General features: G+C 66.5%; 17 protein-coding genes, 1 tRNA gene, 1 other RNA gene and 1 pseudogene. 13 read left to right on the top strand and 7 right to left on the bottom strand.

Translation table 11 applies throughout. From position 1 onward, the window contains the following. The first annotated feature begins 28 nt into the window (after positions 1-28). Complete coding sequence (locus ACFTWF_RS29980; protein ID WP_378464749.1) at positions 29-3007, top strand: UPF0182 family protein; 2979 nt, start codon at positions 29-31, stop codon at positions 3005-3007. 76 nt (positions 3008-3083) lie between these two features. On the opposite strand, the gene ACFTWF_RS29975 is transcribed toward ACFTWF_RS29980, so the two are convergent. After that, a complete protein-coding gene (locus tag ACFTWF_RS29975; RefSeq protein ID WP_378464748.1) occupies positions 3084-3644 on the bottom strand; it encodes a transglycosylase family protein in 561 nt (186 codons plus the stop codon). A 480-nt stretch (positions 3645-4124) separates the two neighbouring features. Further along, positions 4125-4454, bottom strand: a pseudogene (locus ACFTWF_RS29970) (transglycosylase family protein); the annotation flags it as partial. A gap of 440 nt (positions 4455-4894) precedes the next feature. Here ACFTWF_RS29970 and ACFTWF_RS29965 point away from each other — a divergent pair. Then, positions 4895-4971: transfer RNA gene (locus ACFTWF_RS29965), tRNA-Met, on the top strand. 62 nt (positions 4972-5033) lie between these two features. Here the strand turns inward: ACFTWF_RS29965 and ACFTWF_RS29960 are convergent. From ACFTWF_RS29960 to ACFTWF_RS29940, 5 genes are all read right to left on the bottom strand, one after another. Further along, the gene (locus ACFTWF_RS29960) at positions 5034-6668 is read right to left on the bottom strand and encodes an acyl-CoA synthetase (protein WP_378464747.1); all 1635 of its coding nucleotides are present in this window, start codon (positions 6666-6668) and stop codon (positions 5034-5036) included. 195 nt (positions 6669-6863) lie between these two features. Continuing rightward, positions 6864-8069, bottom strand: coding sequence for an acyl-CoA dehydrogenase family protein (locus ACFTWF_RS29955; RefSeq protein WP_378464746.1), 1206 nt, complete (start codon positions 8067-8069; stop codon positions 6864-6866). Between the two features lie 29 nt (positions 8070-8098). Then, positions 8099-9511 carry an acyl-CoA dehydrogenase family protein gene (locus tag ACFTWF_RS29950; RefSeq protein ID WP_378464745.1) on the bottom strand — a complete coding sequence of 471 codons (1413 nt, stop codon included), beginning with the start codon at positions 9509-9511 and terminating at the stop codon, positions 8099-8101. 331 nt (positions 9512-9842) lie between these two features. Beyond that, positions 9843-10643, bottom strand: coding sequence for a histidinol-phosphatase (gene hisN / locus ACFTWF_RS29945; RefSeq protein WP_378464744.1), 801 nt, complete (start codon positions 10641-10643; stop codon positions 9843-9845). 36 nt (positions 10644-10679) lie between these two features. Next, positions 10680-11174 (bottom strand): beta-class carbonic anhydrase, encoded by a 495-nt coding sequence (locus ACFTWF_RS29940; protein WP_378464743.1) that lies wholly within the window; start codon positions 11172-11174, stop codon positions 10680-10682. A gap of 167 nt (positions 11175-11341) precedes the next feature. Between ACFTWF_RS29940 and prfB the strand changes: the two genes are divergently transcribed. The 11 genes from prfB (at position 11342) to pgm (ending at position 19920) form a co-directional block, all read left to right on the top strand. After that, a complete protein-coding gene (gene prfB / locus ACFTWF_RS29935) occupies positions 11342-12448 on the top strand; it encodes a peptide chain release factor 2 (protein WP_378464742.1) in 1107 nt (368 codons plus the stop codon). 5 nt (positions 12449-12453) lie between these two features. Beyond that, positions 12454-13350, top strand: coding sequence for a mechanosensitive ion channel family protein (locus tag ACFTWF_RS29930; protein ID WP_185729074.1), 897 nt, complete (start codon positions 12454-12456; stop codon positions 13348-13350). Beyond that, entirely contained in the window at positions 13347-13811 is a 465-nt protein-coding gene (locus ACFTWF_RS29925; RefSeq protein ID WP_378464741.1) for a hypothetical protein, read from the top strand. The genes ACFTWF_RS29930 and ACFTWF_RS29925 overlap by 4 nt, the downstream gene beginning before the upstream one ends. Before the next feature lie 54 nt (positions 13812-13865). Beyond that, positions 13866-14555 (top strand): cell division ATP-binding protein FtsE, encoded by a 690-nt coding sequence (gene ftsE / locus ACFTWF_RS29920; protein ID WP_378464740.1) that lies wholly within the window; start codon positions 13866-13868, stop codon positions 14553-14555. 66 nt (positions 14556-14621) lie between these two features. Beyond that, on the top strand, positions 14622-15527 hold the full coding sequence (gene ftsX, locus ACFTWF_RS29915; protein ID WP_378464739.1) for a permease-like cell division protein FtsX: 906 nt from the start codon (positions 14622-14624) through the stop codon (positions 15525-15527). A 76-nt stretch (positions 15528-15603) separates the two neighbouring features. Beyond that, complete coding sequence (gene smpB / locus ACFTWF_RS29910; protein ID WP_141471363.1) at positions 15604-16077, top strand: SsrA-binding protein SmpB; 474 nt, start codon at positions 15604-15606, stop codon at positions 16075-16077. An 8-nt stretch (positions 16078-16085) separates the two neighbouring features. After that, a complete protein-coding gene (locus tag ACFTWF_RS29905) occupies positions 16086-16940 on the top strand; it encodes an EamA family transporter (protein ID WP_378464828.1) in 855 nt (284 codons plus the stop codon). 95 nt (positions 16941-17035) lie between these two features. Next, positions 17036-17407, top strand: a transfer-messenger RNA (tmRNA) gene (gene ssrA / locus ACFTWF_RS29900). A 96-nt stretch (positions 17408-17503) separates the two neighbouring features. Beyond that, on the top strand, positions 17504-17875 hold the full coding sequence (locus ACFTWF_RS29895; RefSeq protein WP_378464738.1) for a fluoride efflux transporter FluC: 372 nt from the start codon (positions 17504-17506) through the stop codon (positions 17873-17875). Then, positions 17872-18216, top strand: a complete 345-nt coding sequence (gene crcB, locus ACFTWF_RS29890) for a fluoride efflux transporter CrcB (protein ID WP_378464737.1) — start codon at positions 17872-17874, stop codon at positions 18214-18216. Before ACFTWF_RS29895 ends, crcB begins: the two co-directional genes overlap by 4 nt. A gap of 72 nt (positions 18217-18288) precedes the next feature. Then, on the top strand, positions 18289-19920 hold the full coding sequence (pgm, locus tag ACFTWF_RS29885) for a phosphoglucomutase (alpha-D-glucose-1,6-bisphosphate-dependent) (protein ID WP_378464736.1): 1632 nt from the start codon (positions 18289-18291) through the stop codon (positions 19918-19920). The last annotated feature ends 57 nt before the right edge of the window (positions 19921-19977 follow it).

Raw genomic sequence — 19977 nt, 5'->3', positions numbered from 1 at the left:
GCGTCGCCGAGTTCTTGGAGTGTGGCACGTGGGCATGCGGCCCCCCGCAGGTTTACCGTCGTTGTCCAAACGCAGTCGTGTGCTGCTGGTGCTGGCGCTTGTCGTCGCGGCCCTGCTGCTGGTGGGTCCGCGGCTGATCAGTACCTACACGGACTGGTTGTGGTTCGGTGAGGTCGGATTCCGTGGGGTGTTCACCACGGTCCTCGTCACCCGTCTGCTGCTCTTCCTCGTGGTCGGGGTGGTGGTCGGCGGAATCGTCTGGCTGGCATTGCTGCTCGCGTATCGGTCGCGGCCGGTGTTCGTTCCGGTGTCGGGCCCCAACGATCCGGTCGCGCGGTACCGCACCACGGTGATGACACGGCTGCGACTGTTCGGCTCGGCCATTCCGATCGCGGTGGGACTGCTCGCCGGTCTGATCGCGCAGTCCAGCTGGGTGACGGTGCAGCTGTTCATCAACGGGGGCGCGTTCGGGGTCGCCGATCCGGAATTCGGCCTCGACGTCGGCTTCTACACGTTCGATCTGCCGTTCTACCGGTTCGTTCTCAACTGGTTGTTCGTCGCGGTGCTGTTGGCGTTCTTTGCGAGCCTGGTGACGCACTACATATTCGGTGGGTTGAAGCTGGCGGGCCGCGGCGGCGCCCTCACCAATGCGGCGCGGGTCCAGTTGGCCGTGCTCGCGGGAACGTTCATTCTTCTCAAGGCCGTCGCGTACTGGTTCGATCGCTATTCGCTGTTGTCGAGCAGCCGTAAGGAACCCACGTTCACCGGCGGTAGCTACACGGACATGAATGCGGTGCTGCAGGCCAAGCTGATCCTGCTGGCGATCGCGGTCATCTGCGCGGGTGCGTTCTTCGCGGCGATCTTTCTTCGTGATCTGCGGATTCCCGCAATGGCGACAGCACTTCTCGTGCTGTCGTCGATCCTGGTCGGCGCGGTGTGGCCGCTCGTGGTCGAGCAGTTCTCGGTGCGTCCGAACGCCGCCGACAAGGAGAGCGCGTACATCGAGCGGAACATCGCCGCCACCCGGCAGGCGTACGGCATCACAGACGACAAGGTCGAGTACCAGGACTACCAGGGGTACGGAACGAAGCCGCCGCGCGAGGTGCCGGCCGACGTCACGACCATCGCGAACACCCGCCTGCTGGATCCGAACATCCTGTCGCGGACGTTCACCCAGCAGCAGCAGCTGAAGAACTTCTACGGATTCCCGCCGACGCTCGACATCGACCGGTACGACATCGACGGGGAGATGCGGGATTACATCGTCGCGGCCCGCGAGTTGTCGTCGAAGAGCCTGACCGGTAACCAGACGGACTGGATCAACAAGCACACCGTCTACACGCACGGCAACGGACTGGTCGCGGCTCCCGCGAACCGCGTCAACGCCGCTGCCGGCGAATCGGCGGAGGAGGCCGCGAACAGCAACAGCGGTTACCCCGTCTATATGGTCAGTGACATCGCCTCGCAGGAGGCGGGGAACCAGGTCATTCCGGTCGAGCAGCCGCGCATCTACTACGGCGAGGTCATCGCCGACACCGATGCCGACTACGCGATCGTGGGCGGCTCCCAGGGTTCGGACCCGCGGGAGTACGACACCGACACCTCCCGCTACACCTACACCGGTTCGGGCGGCGTGCCGATCGGCAACTGGTTCAACCGGCTGGCCTTCGCCGCCAAGTACACCGAGCGCAACATCCTGTTCTCGGGTGCGATCGGGTCGGATTCCAAGATCATCTACAACCGCGATCCGCGGGACCGGGTCACCCACGTCGCCCCGTGGCTGACCGCGGACGGCGACTCGTACCCGGCCGTCGTCGACGGCAAGGTCGTGTGGATCGTCGACGCCTACACCACACTGCAGGATTACCCGTACGCGCAGCGCAGTTCGCTCGACGGACTCGTCGAGGACAGCATCGACCAGAACACCGGCCGGTTGCTGCCCCGTAAGGAGGTGTCCTACATTCGTAACTCGGTGAAGGCCACCGTCGACGCGTACGACGGCACGGTGAAGCTGTACCAGGTGGACCAGAACGATCCCGTGCTCGACGCGTGGATGGGTGTGTTCCCGGGTGCGGTGCAACCGGCGGATTCGATCCCCGACGAACTGCGCGCGCACTTCCGCTATCCCGAGGACCTGTTCAAGGTGCAGCGGGAGATGCTCGCCAAGTATCACGTGGACGATCCGAAGGAGTTCTTCACCAACAACGCGTTCTGGTCGGTGCCGAGCGATCCCACGATCGACACGAGCGCGAACCAGCCGCCGTACTACGTGCTGGTCGGTGATCCCGAGACCGGGAAACCGTCGTTCAATCTGACCAGCGCGATGGTGGGTTACAGTCGCGAGTTCCTGTCCGCATATCTGTCGGTGAAATCCGATCCGGAGAATTACGGCAAGTTCACCGTACTCCAGTTGCCGACGGACACGCAGACCCAGGGTCCGCAGCAGACGCAGAACTCGATGATCTCCGATCCACGCGTGGCATCGGAGAGAACACTGCTCGAGCGATCGAACAAGATCCAGTACGGCAACCTGCTGACGTTGCCGATCGCGGACGGCGGCATCCTGTACGTCGAGCCGATGTATACGGAGCGAAGTTCGACGGGCCCGAACACGTCGACGTTCCCGCAGCTGTCGCGGGTGCTCGTCAGCTACCGTGAGCCGCCGCCGAGTAACAGTGTGCGAGTCGGGTACGCCCCGACGCTGGCGCAAGCGCTCGATCAGGTGTTCGGTGCCGGGACGGGGTCGGTGGCGACGGCGCCCAGCGCGGCGGAGGGGACACCTCCGGAGACGAGCACGACGCCGCCCACGGACCAGGGCGCGGCACCCGCGCCGACGGCCCCGGCGACACCGCCGTCCGGCACGGACGTCTCGGCTGCGGTCGCCGAACTGGATGCGTCGCTCACCGCATTGTCTGCGGCGCAGCGCAGTGGTGACTTCGCGGCGTACGGCGCGGCCCTCGCCCGAGTCCAGAAGGCGGTCGCCGCATACGAGGCGCTCCCCAAGTAGGGGCTCACCCACAGAGCGAACGAGGCCCTGTCATCCGTTCCGGATGACAGGGCCTCGTCGTAATCTCACGCGAAGATCAGCGCAGTGCGTCGACCAACTGCGGGTTGGTGTCCACCAGCTGCTGGAACTGCTGCCCGAGGCCGTTCTGCTCGGCGATCTGACGAGCGGCGTCGAGTGCCTGCTGCGCGCCGGGCTGGGCGGGGGCGGGAACCTGGACCTGGGCCGGAGCCGCGGGGGCCGGAGCCGGGGCCGGGGCGGGCTCCGGTGCGGGCGCGGGAGCCTCGGTGACCCCGCTGCCGCCGGTGGTCAGGTACTGACCGCACACCGGCCAGGCACCCTGACCCTGGGTTGCGAGCACGTTCTCGGCGACGCGGACCTGCTCGGCCTTGCTGGCGCTCGATGCCGACCCGCTGCCGCCGTTGGCCTCCCAGGTGCTCTGTGAGAACTGCAGGCCGCCGTAGTAGCCGTTTCCGGTGTTGATTCCCCAGTTGCCGCCGCTTTCGCACTGCGCGACGCCGTCCCAGTTGTGGGAGGCGGCGGAGGCGGTGCCGGTGCTCAGGCCGAGCGGGACGGCGACGACGGCGCCGGTGACGGCGATCCAGCCGAGGGCACGCTTGCTGATGCTGTGATTGGTCATGCGGGGTCAATCCTCTCCGCGCTTGCTGGCGTGGCCGGCCTGCGGGCGACGACGTTCGCGTCGTCGATCCGGGCTGCGATTCTGTGCCGCGTCCCTGCCCCTCGAAGGTTTCGGGGATTCCGAACCCGCGGGGCAGAGCTAGCAGCGGCGGGCCGGCTTTCGCCCGGTTGTTTCGGGCCGAGAGCGACCGTACGGGAGCTTCGCCCGCAGTTCACCTGGCGAAATTCGTGGACAACTGTCCGGTGTCGAGGCCGAAATTCCATTGTTTCCGCAGGTCAAACCGTCTCGATATCGTTTCGGAGTGCATTCGTTACCCCGTCGTTATGTGGTGTAGATCACCATGAATTTGTGCAGCGGCTCACGCAAAAGATGACCGGAATGCGGCTCGTGATGGTGTAGGACCGACCCACAATGCAGAAGCGCCCTGCGCGCAGACGTGCTGCGCGCAGGGCACTTCGAGCAAGAGTGTGGTGCGGATCAGAGGTACTGTCCGCAGACCGGCCAGGCACCGGGTCCCTGGGTCGCCAGGACGTTCTCCGCGACGCGGATCTGCTCCTCGCGCGAGGCGTTGGCCGGCGAGCCGGATCCGCCGTTCGCTGCCCAGGTGCTGTCGGTGAACTGCAGACCGCCCGAGAAGCCGTTTCCGGTGTCGGCGCCCCAGTTGCCGCTGCTCTCACACGCTGCGACGGCGTCCCAGTCTCCGGAAGCGGCCGAGGCAGTCCCAGTGCTGAGGCCGAGCGGCACTCCGATGACTGCTCCGGTGAGTGCGACTGCGCCCATGGTCCGCTTGACGATGCTGGAATTGATCATGTGGTTGATTCCTCTCCGCGCCTGCCGACGAGGTGGTCGTGGGGGTGACGGCTGGTGTGCCGACCCGCTGGTCGATCTGTCCTCGTCCTGCCCCTCGAGGTGTCGGGATTCCGGATCCCGCTGGGGCAGGTCGAGCTGCGGCGGGTCGGCGTTGCCCGGTGGTTTCGGGCTGGCAACGAACGTACGCGGCGATCACGGAATGGTCACGGGCCGATTTTCTGTGACGTCCGTCCAAATACTGGGATGAACGGACGTCGTTTCCGCAGGTGGACCATCAAAACTCAGGTTTCGAAAACGTTACAGATCTCGCCTCAATTGTGACGAGCGTCATAACTTTTAGGTAACGGATGTGACTCGAGTGGTGCTGAAAGATTGCTGAACGGACGCTTTCCGGGCGATTTGCAATCCGTTCGTTCGCTCGTGTAACTTCGTTCATGCAACGCGGGGTGGAGCAGCTCGGTAGCTCGCTGGGCTCATAACCCAGAGGTCGCAGGTTCAAATCCTGTCCCCGCTACCACGAAAGAACCGGTGTCCTGGAATCCAGGACACCGGTTCTTTTTTGTCTGTCGTCGGTGGCGGTCAGCTCTCCGTGACGTCCATCTCGATCAGGACGCGACGGAGCAACTTGCCGGTGGCGTTGCGGGGGAGTTCCTCGATGAAGATGATCTCGCGGGGCACCTTGTACCGCGCCAGGTTTGCCTTCACGTGCGCCTTCATCTCCTCGGCATCCTTGGTGGCTCCCGGCCCGGGTACGACGAAAGCTCTGAGGCGATGGCCGAATTCGGAGTCCTCGACGCCGATGACGGCAGCCTCGATGACGTCGTCACGGTCGGCGAGCAGGTTCTCGACCTCGAGAGGGTAGACGTTCTCGCCACCGGAAACGATCATGTCGTCGTCTCGGCCGTCCACGAACAGCAGGCCGTTGCGGTCGAAGTGTCCGACGTCGCCGGTGGACAGCAGGCCGTCGATGCGCTCCTTGTCGCGGCCGTCGGTGTACCCGGAGAAACTGAGACCGCTCGACACGAAGATGCGCCCAACCGTCTCGGGTTCGGTGATCCGTCGACCCGACTCGTCGTAGAGCTCCACGTGGCACGTGACGGGGGCCCGCCCCGCGGTGCCCGGTGCCAGCGCGAGGTCGGCCGGTGTCGCGACCGTGGCGACAGCCACTTCCGTGGAGCCGTACAGGTTGTGGAGCACCTCGCCGAACGCGGCGGTGGTGCGTTTGCAAAGGTCCGGGGAGAGCGCCGACCCGGCGGCGAAGATGATCTTCAAGCTCGACGTGTCGTACCCGGCCAGGGTCTCCGGTCCGAGATCGATGATGCGTTGCAGCATCGTGGGGACGACGACCAGAGTGTCGCAGCGATGCTTCTCGACCAGACGAATTGTGTTCTCCGGATCGAACTTGCGATGCATCACCACCGTCTGGCCCAGTGCCAGGGCGAGTGCGAACTGCGACACCCCCGTCCCGTGGAACGCGGGGGCCGCCATCATCATCGTCTGTCCGCGTCGGAGCGGCACCCGGTCGAGGAACTGCGCCGACGCGAGCGGCGACGTGTGTCCGCGGGGAGCACCTTTCGGTGTGCCCGTCGTGCCGCTGGTGAGGAGGACGAACCCGCCCAGGGTGGACGGAGCGGGCAGTGAACTGCGGTCTCGGCCCTGCATCACGTCGTCCAGCGAGCGGACCTGCGACGTCGAATCCTCCTCGGCCCATGACCGATAGACGAGCACCTCGTCCGGGAGGGCCTCGGCGACGGCGGAGAATTCGTCGTCGTACACGAAGGCCTGCACCTGCTCGCGCGCCGCGACGTCGACGAGTTGGGGCCGGGCGAAGCCGGTGTTCATGAGCACCAGCTTGGTGCCGTTCTTGGCGGCGGCGAGCATGGTGAGCACCAGACCGCGGTGGTTGCGGCACATGCATCCCATGACGGAGCCGGGAGTGATGCCGTCGGCCTGCCACGCCCGCACCAGGGCGTTGGACTGCTCTTCGATGTCGGCGTACGTGAGCGAACCGCGCTCATCGATCAGGGCCACCGCATCGAGCCCCGCCTCGGCATTCGCGTGGACGGGGCCTGCGAACGGACCGTACTTCCGAACTGCCAGGATGGATCGGATTCCCTGGTCCACACGGGGAAAAGGAACGAGGCCCGCGCGGTTCATCACCCGCACAGCTCCCACGGTGTCCGTGATCTTGGTGAGGATGTGCTGAGCTGGCATGGAGAACCCTTCCGGCTGCAGTGACGGATGTCCCGTTCAGCGTAGAGGAAGGGAAGGGCTCGGCCGCCCCCGTTGCCCCGACAGTCCGACCGACGGAGCGTGGCAGGTGTCTACCGCGCTTCGCGCACGAAGAAGCCCCCGCCACGGGTGAGCGCGGCGGGGGCTACACCCCTCGTCGAAAATCCCCGCGAGCTGTTACTTCAGCTCTGCCGACGACTTTCCGAGCAGACGGCGCGCGACGATCAGCTGCTGGATCTGCTGCGTGCCCTCGAAGATGTCGAGGATCTTCGAGTCGCGTGCCCACTTCTCCAGCAGCGGGCGCTCCGAGTACCCCAACGTGCCGGCGAGTTCGACGGCCTTGAGGGAGATGGCGGTGCCGGTCCGGCCTGCCTTCGCCTTCGACATGGACGCTTCGAGCGAATTCGGCTTCTTGTTGTCCGCCATCCACGTCGCGCGCAGCGCGAGAAGGTAGGCCGCCTCCCAGTCGGCCTCCAGCTGCAGGAACTCGGCGGCCGCGGCGTGCTGGTTGTACGCGGGAGTGTCGTAGGAGATCTCGACACCGGCGTCGGAGAGGATGCTGCGCAGTTCCTCGAGCGCGGCGCGGCCGAGGCCGACCGCCATGCCGGCGACGATCGGACGGGTGTTGTCGAACGTCTGCATGACGCCGGCAAAGCCCTTCTCCACGTTGACTTCCGGCGTGCCGAGCAGATTGTCCTTGGGGATCCGGCAATCCTGGAACAGCAGAACCGCGGTGTCGGACGCCTTGACGCCCAGCTTGTGCTCGAGGCGGGCGACGCTCAGGCCCGGGGCGTCCCGCGGGACGACGAACGACTTGATCGCGGCGCGGCCCTTCGTCTTGTCGACGGTGGCCCACACGACGATGTGGGTGGAACGCTCGCCGGCAGTGACGAAGATCTTCTCGCCGTTGAGCACGTACTCGTCACCGTCGAGGACCGCGGTCGTCGTGACGGCGGCGGAGTCGGAACCGAAGCCGGGTTCGGTGATGGCCATCGACGCCCACACCTTGCCGAAGCGTTCGAGCTGCTCGTCGGTCGCGACCGCGGCGATGGCCGAGTTGCCGAGGCCCTGGTAGGGGATCGCCAGGGTGAGGCCCACGTCGCCCCAGCAGGTTTCGATGACGTTCATCAGCGAGGACATGTTGCCGCCGTTGACGTTTCCGATGACCTTCGGCTCGTCGCCGCGTCCGAGTGCCGCGCCCGCCGCGCCCTTACCGGAGTCGTTGAGCCCCTCCACCATGGCGGCCATGGTGTCGAGTTCCTTGGGGTAGGCGTGCTCGGCGAGATCGTACTTGCGGGAGATCGGCCGGAAAATTTCTGCCGCGACCTGGTGAGCCTGGTTCGCGGAGGCTTTGAGCTTCTTGGGAAGTTCGAGGTTGATCATGACAGTTTCCTTAGTTCGAATCCGGCCGCTCAGATCAGGACGATGCCCTCGGCGACGCCGATGGCGCGCAGATCGCGGTACCAGCGCTCCACGGGATGTTCCTTGGTGTAACCGTGGCCGCCGAGCAGCTGGACGCCGTCGAGGCCGATCTGCATGCCCTTCTCGGACGCCAGCTTTCGGGCGAGCGCCGATTCGCGTGCGAAGGAGAGCCCCTGTTCGGCGCGGGAGGCGCCGCGCAACGTCACCAGACGCAGGCCGTCGAGTTCGATCCCGATGTTCGCGACCATGAAGGCAACTGCCTGACGGTTGCTGATCGGCTCGCCGAAAGCGACCCGCTCGTTGACGTACGGGATCACGTAGTCGAGTACTGCCTGCCCGGTGCCGACCGCGAGTGACGCCCAGCCGAGGCGGGCCAGCCGGATCGCGTCGGCGTATTCGGCCACCCGCACGTCGGCGTCGGCATCGCCGAGCAGACCCGACTCGGGCACCGCGACGTCGGTGAGGTCGAGCCGGCCGAGGCCCGCGGCGCGCAGACCCATACTCGGGTCGGCCTCGACGACGAGTCCCTTGGTGTCGGCCTCGACGATGAAGAAGGACGGCTTGCCGTCGAGTTCGGCGGCCACGATGAACAGCTCGGACGACGCGGCGGCAGGCACGAGGCTCTTGACGCCGTTGAGCTTGTAGCCGCTGGGGGAGCGAACCGCCTTGGTCTGCAACACGAACGGGTCGAACAGTGCGCGGGGCTCGTTGACGACGACCGCCGCGTTCGGAACCTGTTCGCCGGTGAACGCGGGGAGGTAGGTCTTCTGCTGGGCGTCGGTGCCCCACTGGGTGAGGGCGACGGCGACGCCGCTCGGCGCGAGGATCGGCAGCGCGAGTCCCATGTCGCCGTGCGCGAGGGCCTCGGCGACGAGGGAGTTGGTGACGGCGCCGCGCTCGCTGGCGGCCCCGTCGAGTTCCTCCGGGACATTGATCAGGGTGATGCCGAGTTCGGCGGCGCGTTTCACGAGATCCGCCGGGGCGGCAGCGGCAGCATCCGCGTCGTGGCCCGCGGGCCGCAGGATCTCGGCCGCGAACTCCCGCACGGTCTCGACGATCATCTGCTGCTCGTCGCTCGGGGTGAGGTCGAAGTAGCCGGCCTTGGCGGTCGGATTGTCGGGGAGGCGTTTCGGCGCGCCGCCGCCGGACACCTTCTGGAAACCGCGGGTCGCGGCGCCGAGGGTCTTGAATCCGGTCTTGGTTCCTTCATAGGTCACCCGGTCGATCGTCTGGCGCAGGTTGTACTTCTCGGCCAGGTCGGAACCGGTGATCTTGGTCAGCACACGCATCGCGGCACCCATGGCGTCGCGCTTGACCGGATTCAGGCCGACGGCGGACGTGTCGCGGGGCTTCCGCTTCGCACGGTCGTGGGGGGCAACTGTGTCTTGCTTGCTCATGATCACCAGCTGTTTCTCGGTGTTCGGGCGTGGACCTCTCCTATCTTACTCAGCGGTAAGGTGAGTGTCTACTATCGAGTAAGTTCGAGTTGCCACGACCACGGTCCGCGAAGAGACCGCCGTCGGTCGCGATGGGGTGGATCTCGCGCCGTCGGCGACGAGAAGGAGGCAGGCATGGATAGGGGAAGTCCCATCCGCCGGGGGCGCAGGCGCGCACGGAACGAACGGCGCAGAGGCGGGTCGCTCAGGAGGGCGCGCCGGATCGCGAGCCCGAGGACCCCGGAACCGGACTACGCCGTCGGGGTGTTGTCAGATGCTTCGGACAGTGCTGTGTGAATTACGCACCGGGTCGATTCGAGCGCAGGCGGGACAGCGCCTCGTCGTGCAGCAGCGTGTTGGTGGCCAGCGCGCTGCCGCCGTGCGGGCCGTCGTTGCCGGCGAGGTTGGTGAAGCGGCCGCCGGCCTCGCGGACCAGCACGTCGAGGGGCGCGAGATCCCACAGCGACACCTCGGGCTCGGCGGCGATGTCGACAGCACCCTCCGCGAGCAGGCAGTAGGAGAAGAAGTCACCGAAGCCCCGGACCCGCCACACGTCGTCCGTCAGGGTGAGGAACTGTTCGCGGATGCCGAGTTCCTTCCAGCCCGACAGGCTCGAGAAGGTGAGACTGGCCGAACCGAGTCGGTCGACGGCCGAAACGGAGAGGCGCGCCGGCTCGGACCCGTCGAACGCCGACCAGGCACCGGCGCCCGCCGAAGCCCACCAGCGGCGCGCCAGCGCCGGGGCACTCACGACCCCGACGACGGGAACCCCATCCTCGAGCAGCGCGATCAGCGTGGCCCAGATGGGGACGCCCCGGACGAAGTTCTTGGTGCCGTCGATCGGATCGACCACCCACTGCCGTCCCGCGAACTGCGCGTCGCCGCCGAACTCCTCACCCAGCACGGCATCCGCGGGTCGCTCGACTTCCAGCCTCGCCCGGACCGCCCGTTCCACGGCCAGATCGGCGTCCGTGACCGGCGTCAGGTCGGGCTTGTCGTCGACCGTCAGGTCGAGCGCCCCGAACCGGGCCCTGGTGATCGCGTCCGCCTCGTCGGCGATTCGGAGGGCGAGCTGCAGGTCGGCGCGGAGGTCGGTCACGGTCGCACAGATTACTCGTACCGGGCCGGCGGGAAGTCAGTCGATCTTCACTTCGGCGAGCTTGCCGGTGGCGACGTCGAAGACGAACCCGCGCAGCGACGTGGTCGCCGTGATGAACGGGCTGGCTTCGATCCGGCGCAGCGACTGCCGGACGTCCTCGTCGAGGTCGGGAAACGCCTCCGCTGACCAGGCCGGCTTGATCCCGACCTCTTCCTGGATGGACTTCTTGAAGTCGTCGTCGGTGAACGTGAGCATCCCGCAGTCCGTGTGGTGGATCAGGATGATCTCGGTGGTGCCGAGCAGCCGCTGGCTGATCGCGAGGGATCGGATCTCGTCGTCCGTCACGACACCGCCGGCGTTGCGGATGACGTGCGACTCGCCCTCGCCGATGCCGAGGACCCGGTAGACGTCCAGCCGCGCGTCCATGCAGGCGAGGACCGCGACGTGTTTGCTGGGCGGGAGGGGGAGCGGCCCGGTGAATCCGGCCGCGTAGGCCTCGTTGTTCTTCAGGTACTGGTCGGTCACGGTCATCGTCGACTCCGTCCAAGGATGGCGGCACAAGCATGTGCGTACCCGTGCATGGAACAAGGTGGACCCGGTGCCCGCAATGCTTCCACGCGACGCGATCGGAAGGGGTGACTTCCGCTGGAACGAAGGGGTGACAGGGCCCGGGCCCGCACCCGGTAACCTTGGGAACCGTGCATCCCGACGTATCCGCAGACCTCAGCGAGCTCGACACCACCCTCCGTACCGTCGAATCGGTGCTGGACGTGGAGGAGTTGCGCCGCCGCATCGACGAGCTCGAACATCAGGCCGCCGATCCCGAGCTGTGGAACGACCAGGAGCACGCGCAGCAGGTCACCAGCCAGCTGTCGCACTCCCAGGCCGAACTGCGCCGCGTCGAGGAACTGCGCTCCCGGCTCGACGACATGCCGGTGCTGTACGAACTCGCGGAGGACGAGGGCGCCGACGCGATAGCCGACGCCGACGCCGAGCGGTACAGCCTGCGCGAAGACATCGCCGCGATGGAAGTCAAGACGATGCTCTCCGGCGAATACGACGAACGTGACGCGCTGGTCAACATCCGCTCCGGCGCCGGCGGCGTCGACGCCGCCGACTGGGCGGAGATGCTGATGCGGATGTACATCCGCTGGGCGGAGAAGCACGGCTACGGCGTCGAGGTGTACGACACGTCCTATGCGGAAGAAGCCGGCATCAAGAGCGCGACGTTCGCGGTCAAGGCGCCGTACAGCTACGGAACCCTGTCCGTCGAGATGGGCACCCACCGGCTGGTCCGGATCAGCCCCTTCGACAACCAGGGCCGCCGCCAGACCTCGTTCGCCGAGGTCGAGGTGCTGCCCGTCGTCGAGACCACCGACCACATCGACGTCAACGAGAACGACGTCCGCGTCGACGTGTACCGCTCCTCGGGTCCCGGTGGACAGTCCGTCAACACCACCGACTCCGCGGTCCGGTTGACACACATCCCGACCGGAATCGTCGTGACCTGCCAGAACGAGAAGTCGCAGCTGCAGAACAAGGTGTCGGCGATGCGCGTCCTGCAGGCCAAGCTGCTCGAGGTCAAGCGCAAGGAGGAGCGCGCCGAGATGGATGCGCTCAAGGGCGACGGCGGCAGTTCCTGGGGCAACCAGATGCGGTCGTACGTGTTGCACCCGTACCAGATGGTCAAGGATCTGCGTACCGAGTACGAGGTCAACAACCCGTCCGCCGTTCTCGACGGCGACATCGACGGCTTCCTCGAGTCCGGCATCCGGTGGCGGATGCGCGAGAATCAGGCGTCCTGACACCGATGGAGACGACGGCAGCCATGTTCGCGCCCACCCGGAACTTGCTCGACTGGCTCTCGTCGACGGGGCTGGCGGTCTCGCTCACCGTGCTCGGGGCCGTGCTGATGGCAAGACTCGTCAACTGGGGCGGCAGTAAGATCACCGACCGGATCGACAACAACTACAAGCAGGGCGACGCCCTCGTCCGGTCCGAGGCCACCAAGCACCGGCACTCGGTGGCGCAGGTCATCACCTGGGTGATCATCACGATCATCTACGTCATCGCGACGATGAAGGTGCTCGACCAGCTGAATCTGCCGATCGGCAGCCTCGTCGCCCCGGCGACCGTGCTCGGTGCGGCTCTCGGCTTCGGTGCGCAGCGCGTCGTCCAGGACATCCTGGCCGGGTTCTTCATCATCACCGAGCGTCAGTACGGGTTCGGCGACACGGTGCAGTTGGCGGTCACGGGGTCGTCGGAGGACGCCGAGGGTGTGATCGAGGACGTCACGCTCCGGGTCACGCGGATGCGGAATTCGGACGGTGAGGTCATCACCGTTCCCAACGGGCAGATCGTCAAGGCCGTGAACCTGTCCAAGGACTGGGCGCGAGCCGTGATCGACGTCCCCGTTCCCGCGTCGTCCGACATCAACCGGGTCAACGAGGTGCTCCACCAGGTAGGTGTCGAGGCCTTCGCGGATCGCGGACTGAAGAAACTACTGCTCGACGAGCCGACGGTGATGGGAGTGGAGAGTCTGACTGTCGACGAGGTCAGCGTTCGCGTCGTGGCGCGGACCCTGCCGGGTAAGCAGTTCCAGGTCGGACGCGCCCTCCGGGTGCGCATCGCCACCGCGATGAGGCGGCAGGGAATCACCGTCGAGCCGGACCTCCAGACGGTGCGGGCAGCGGAGGGCGAGGGATGACCGGCGAACCCCGGCGCGGCCTCGACCGGCTCCTGCATTCGTCCGTCGTTCCCGCCAAGATCTTCGGCGGCCGGGTGCGGATGTCGACGTTGGTGCTGTGCATCCTGTGGGTGCTGCTGTACACGCTGTACACGTATCTCAACCCCGCCGAAGAGGTGGTTCAGGGGCCGGTCGCTCCGGCTGTCGTTCCCACCCGGGAGGCGCCTGCTCCGGAGACCACTTACCCGCCGTCGACGACGGAGTACACCACCGAGCTGCCGTCGGAGACGCTCACAACGACCGAGACGACACCCGAGCCGACGCCGGAACAGACGGCGCCCACCGCGACCAGCCGGATGCCGACGACCACACCGACGCTGCCGTTCGGGATCCCGAACCCGTTCCCACCTGCGGCGACGGGCACTCCGCCGATCACGTCGTCCGTCCCGACGACGTCGGTGACACCGCCGCGTGGGGGATGACGCCGCGCGTCGCTCCATTTGGTCACTGTTCGATAACGTCTAGACTGGCTCCTCGTGATCAGCGTCGAGAATGTGTCGAAGTCGTACAAGACCTCCACGAGGCCCGCCTTGGACAAGGTGAGCGTCGACGTGGACAAGGGCGAGTTCGTCTTCCTCATCGGCCCTTCGGGCTCGGGAAAGTCGACCTTCATGCGACTGCTGCTCAAGGAGGAGTCGCCGACGTCCGGTGACATTCACATCGGGGATTTCCACGTCAACAAGCTGTCCGCCTGGCGGGTTCCGAAGCTGCGGCAGAGCATGGGCGTCGTCTTCCAGGACTTCCGGCTCCTGCAGAAGAAGACCGTGTCCGAGAACGTCGCGTTCGCACTCGAGGTGATCGGGAAGCCGCGCGCGATGATCTCCCGGACCGTCCCCGAGGTGCTCGAGATGGTCGGGTTGTCGGGCAAGGCGGATCGCCTCCCCACCGAACTGTCGGGTGGCGAACAGCAGCGTGTCGCCATCGCGCGGGCGTTCGTGAACCGGCCGCTCGTGTTGCTGTGCGACGAGCCCACCGGCAACCTCGACCCGGAGACGAGCCAGGACATCATGCTGCTGCTCGAACGGATCAACCGCACCGGGACGACGGTGGTGATGGCGACCCACGACCACCACATCGTCGACTCGATGCGCCGCCGCGTGGTGGAACTGGACCTCGGCAGAGTGGTGCGCGACGAGGCTCGGGGTGTGTACGGCGTGGGGCGTTAGCGGCCTCCCTGCACTTCCGGCTTCAGTACTGTCCCCCAGTCGTCTACGAAGGACTCCGATTCCCCGATGCGTGCCAGTTTCATTTTCAGTGAGGTCCTGACGGGCCTCCGTCGCAACGTCACCATGACCATCGCGATGATCCTCACCACCGCGATCTCCCTGGGCCTGTTCGGCAGCGGGCTGCTGGTGGTGCAGATGGCCGGCAAGACGCAGCAGATCTTCCTGGACCGCGTCGAGGTGCAGATCTTCCTCACCGACGACATCTCCACGTCCGACCCGGGCTGCGAGGGGGAGATCTGCGGTGTGCTCCGCAAGGAACTGGAGGAGACACCGTCGGTGGTGTCGGTGGAGTACCTGAATCGGGACGACGCCGTGAAGGACGCAACGGAGCGGGTGTTCAAGGATCAGCCGGAGCTGGCCGCACTCGTCAGCCCCGACAGTTTCCCGGCGTCGTTCAAGGTGAAGCTCAGCGATCCGGAGCGTTTCGGGGTGATCAACGACAATTTCGGTACCCGCCCGGGTGTCGAGAGTGTCCTCAATCAGCGTGAGCTGGTGGAACGGCTCTTCAGTGTGCTCAACGGGGTGCGCAACGCGGCGTTCGCGATCGCGATCGTGCAGGCCGTTGCCGCAATTCTCCTGATCGCGAACATGGTTCAGATCGCGGCCTTCACCCGGCGCACCGAAGTGGGCATCATGAGGTTGGTCGGTGCCACCCGCTGGTACACGCAGTTGCCGTTCCTGCTGGAGGCGGTGGTCGCCGCCCTCGTGGGTGCGGTGCTCGCCATCGTCGGACTGTTCACCGCGAAGAACATGTTCATCGACGACGTGCTGTCGGACGTCTACGACGCCAACATCGTCGCCCGGATCTCCAACAGCGACGTGCTCTTCGTCTCACCCGTTCTGGTGCTGGTGGGTGTCGGAATGGCGGCGGTCACGGCCTACGTGACCCTGCGCCTGTACGTCCGCGAATAATTCGGTTTGCTCCTTCTCCTATGCTGGAGGATACGAACTGTTCATCTCGGACATCGCGGACTGAAAGGCCCGGAACGTGAAGGAAAAGGGCCGCAAGGTCATTGCGACCAACCGTAAGGCGCGTCACAACTACAGCATCCTCGATGTCTACGAGGCGGGCATCGCGCTCGTCGGCACCGAGGTGAAGAGTCTCCGCGAAGGCAAGGCATCGCTGGTGGACGCATTCGCCACCGTCGACGACGGCGAGGTGTGGCTGCGCGGACTGCACATCCCCGAGTACACGCAGGGAACGTGGACCAATCACGCGCCGCGCCGTACCCGGAAGCTGCTGCTGCACAAGCGGGAGATCGAGCACCTCGTCGGCAAGACACGCGAGGGCAATCAGACCCTGGTTCCCCTGTCGATGTATTTCTCCGACGGCAAGGTCAAGGTCGAGCTCGCGCTCGCGAAGGGTAAGCAGGACTACGACAAGCGGCAGGATCTGGCCAGGCGCACCGCCGAGCGTGAGGTGACCCGCGAACTCGGACGCCGAGTCAAGGGCATGCGCTGACCTCCATCCTGCTCGCGCTCGTGGCCGCGATCGGTTACGGCGTGAGCGATTTCGTCGGGGGCGTCGCCTCCCGGCGGGTTGCGGCCCTCCGGGTCGTGATCGTGTCGTATCCGCTGTCGCTGCTGATCGTCCTGGTGATCGCACCGTTCGCGGGTGGCACCCTCACCACCACGTCCGTCGTGTGGGGAGCCCTGGCCGGCGTGGCAGGTGGTGTGGCGGTGTGGTGGTTCTATCTCGCGCTGGCGTCGGGGCCGATGTCGGTGGTGTCGCCGCTGACGGCCGTGCTGGTGGCGGGAATTCCGGTACTGGTCGGGATCGTGTTCGGGGAGCGGCCCGGGCCGGTCGCGTTCGTCGGGATCGTGGTGGCGCTGGTGGCCGTCGTCCTCGTGAGCCGGGAGTCGCCCGACGAGACCGCGGGTGAGGTGGCCGGCGGGAGGGTGCTGCGGTTCACCCGGACCGTGGCGCTGCTCACCGTCGGATCCGGTGTCGCGTTCGCGCTCTCCTTCGTCTCGTTGCACCAGATCGGTGACGACGGCGGACTGTGGGCCCTCGCCGTGTCCCGGGCCTCGGCGACCGCGGTGGTGTGGCTGGTCGCGTTGTCCGCCGGACATTTCGTGCTGCCGCACGGTGAACCGTTCAAGCTCGCGGTGTACGTGAGCTTTCTCGACGTTCTGGCCAATGCCGCCATGATGTACGCGTTCCAGGGCGGGCTGCTGTCGCTCGTGAGCGTGATCGGGTCGCTGTACCCCGCGGCCACGGTGCTCCTGGCGATGGTGATGCTCGGCGAACGGGTGAGCCGGATGCAGCAGGCGGGCATGCTGCTCGCGCTGGCGGCCGTCGCGATGATCGCCGTGGCCAGCTGAAACACGCCCACCGACACGTGCCGACGATATCGGGATGATTCCGGACGATGTTCGCGTTACACTGGGTGGCCCCGCGAGACTCGTGGGGCACGTACGGGGCTGAACGGTTTCGACTGCGTACGTTGAGGTAGGGGAAGCGTGTCGGTGCAGGCAAGAGACCACCGTGAGCGTCGCTGCAAACATATAAGCGCCGATTCCAATCAGCGCGACTACGCACTCGCTGCCTAAGTAGCGACTGCGTGTCTGTCAGTCCGGGTTCGCCCTCGGTCCGGGTACTGGCATCAGCTAGAGGGCTTTACCGTTCGACTCGGTCGCGGAGTCGAACGGGACAACCAACAGCGACTGGGATCGTCATCCTGGCTTGTTTGTGAGACTGGGAGATCCAAGTAGAGACATAGCAAACTGCACACGGAGAAGCCCTAGCTCTGCTGCGGAGGACCCGGGTTCAATTCCCGGCAGCTCCACCGAGTCCGGGCCGGACACCATCAGGTGTCCGGCCCGGATTTTTTTGTGCCCGGCCGAGTTCGGACGACCCGAGCCGCCGCCGTGACACGATGTGAGCCGTGTCCCTGACGAAACCGGTGGCCGTGGTCGCGCTGGGTGGTGCCCTCGGCGCGTGCGCGAGATTCCTGCTGTCCGAGCTGTGGCCGGGCATCTGGACCGTCCTGGTGATCAATGTGGTCGGGTCGCTTCTGCTCGGCTGCCTGGCCGAGATCCTCGGCCCGGACCGGTTGTGGCGGCTGTTCCTCGGGGTCGGCGTGCTCGGCGGATTCACCACGTTCTCGACATTCGCCGTGGACGCCGCGCGTGAGGACGCGGCCACCGCCGCGCTCTACGTGGTGGCGACCCTGGTACCCGCTCTGCTCGCCGCGCGGCTGGGCATGCTCGCCGGTCACGTGTACCGGCGCGCGGTCGCGCGGAGGGCCGCCGCATGACGGTTCTGCTCGTGGCGCTCGGTGGTGCGCTCGGTGCGACGACGCGCTACCTCACGGGCCGGTACGTGGATTCGTACCGCAGTTTTCCTGTGGCCACCTTCGTCGTGAACGTCTCCGGGTGCCTGATCCTCGGACTCTTGTCGGGGGCATCGATGTCCGAGCAGGCCTTCGCGCTCTTCGGCACGGGATTCTGCGGCGGACTGACCACCTACTCGACGTTCGCGGTCGAATCGGTGGGCCTCGCGCGGATCCGTCACACTCTCACGTCCCTGGTGTACGTGGTCGCGAGCGTGGCCATCGGTTTGGCCGTTGCCTGGCTCGGATTCCGATGGACGTCTTGAGGGCAGAGTCCGGCGCGAGGGTGCAGGATGGGTGGGTAGTCGAGTTCGATCCCGACGTCTTCAGGAGGTCTCGTGGCGCACGACAGGGCGGGTCAGGTGGCACTGCCGGAAGATCTCGTCGACATCCCGCACCTGGTGACCGCGTACTACAGCGGTGTGCCCGACCCCGATAATCCGTTGCAGCAAGTACTGTTCGGGACTTCTGGGCACCGAGGCTCGAGCCTGGACACGGCGTTCAACGAGGCTCACATCCTGGCCACCACCCAGGCCATCGTCGAATACCGCGCGTCGCAGGGCATCGACGGCCCGCTGTTCCTCGGACGCGACACCCACGCTCTGTCGGAGCCGGCGTGGACGTCGGCGCTGGAGGTCCTGGCCGCGAACGACGTGACGGTGCTGATCGATTCGCGCGACCGGTACACCCCGACCCCCGCGGTCAGCCACGCGATTCTCCGCTACAACCGCAGCGGCCCGGAGTCTCGGGCCGACGGGATCGTCGTGACCCCGTCGCACAACCCACCCCGCGACGGCGGCTTCAAATACAATCCGCCGCACGGCGGCCCTGCCGGCTCCGACGCGACGACGATCATCGCCGACCGCGCGAACGAGTTACTCCGCCGGGACCTCTCGGGTGTGCGGAGAATCTCCGCGGACCGGGCGATCCGGCGGGCCGAGCGATACGACTTCCTCCGCTTCTACATCGACGACCTGCCGAGCGTTCTCGATTTCGACGCGATCCGGAGCGCCGGTGTGCGGATCGGCGCCGATCCGCTGGGCGGTGCCAGCGTCGACTACTGGGGCGCCATCGCCGACACTCACCGGCTCGATCTCGAGGTCGTCAATCCGCTGGTCGATCCGACGTGGCGGTTCATGACCCTCGACACCGACGGCAAGATCCGCATGGACTGCTCGTCACCGGATGCCATGGCCTCGCTGATCGGAGCCCGCGACCGGTTCGACATCTCCACCGGAAACGACGCCGACGCGGACCGGCACGGAGTCGTCACTCCCGATGGGGGACTGATGAATCCCAACCACTACCTCGCGGTGGCCATCGACTACCTGTTCTCCCACCGGACGGGGTGGGGGCCGACGGTGAAGGTGGGCAAGACGCTCGTGAGTTCGTCGATGATCGACCGCGTCGTCGACAGCCTCGGCCGCGAACTGCTCGAGGTTCCGGTGGGATTCAAGTGGTTCGTCCCCGGACTCCTCGAGGGCTCGCTCGGTTTCGGCGGGGAGGAGAGCGCGGGGGCCTCGTTCCTGCGCCACGACGGCGGGGTGTGGACCACCGACAAGGACGGGATCATCCTGGCCCTGCTCGCCTCGGAGATGACGGCCGTGACCGGCAAGACACCGTCGGTCCGGTACCTCGAACTGGCCGAGAAGTTCGGCAGCCCGGCGTATGCGCGCATCGACGCCCCCGCCAGCCGGGAGCAGAAGGCGGTGCTGGCGAAGCTGTCACCCGAACAGGTGTCCGCCACCGAACTGGCGGGCGAGCCGATCACCGCGACGCTGACCAGTGCGCCGGGCAACGGAGCGCCCCTCGGCGGGTTGAAGGTCACCACGGATTCGTCGTGGTTCGCGGCGCGGCCGTCGGGAACCGAGGACGTCTACAAGATCTACGCCGAATCCTTCCAGGGCCCGGACCATCTGGCGGAGGTGCAGGCGGCGGCCAAGGAACTGGTGGCCGACGTCCTGAAGTAGGTGCTCGGGCGGGGTAGGTGCCGTCGCCGACGGCGCGGCACCTACCATCGGATTCAA

This window comes from Rhodococcus sp. NPDC056960 (genome assembly GCF_042674125.1).
In the GTDB taxonomy this organism is placed as follows: Bacteria; Actinomycetota; Actinomycetes; order Mycobacteriales; family Mycobacteriaceae; genus Rhodococcus_F.
This window is presented reverse-complemented; position numbering and strand designations above follow the sequence as displayed.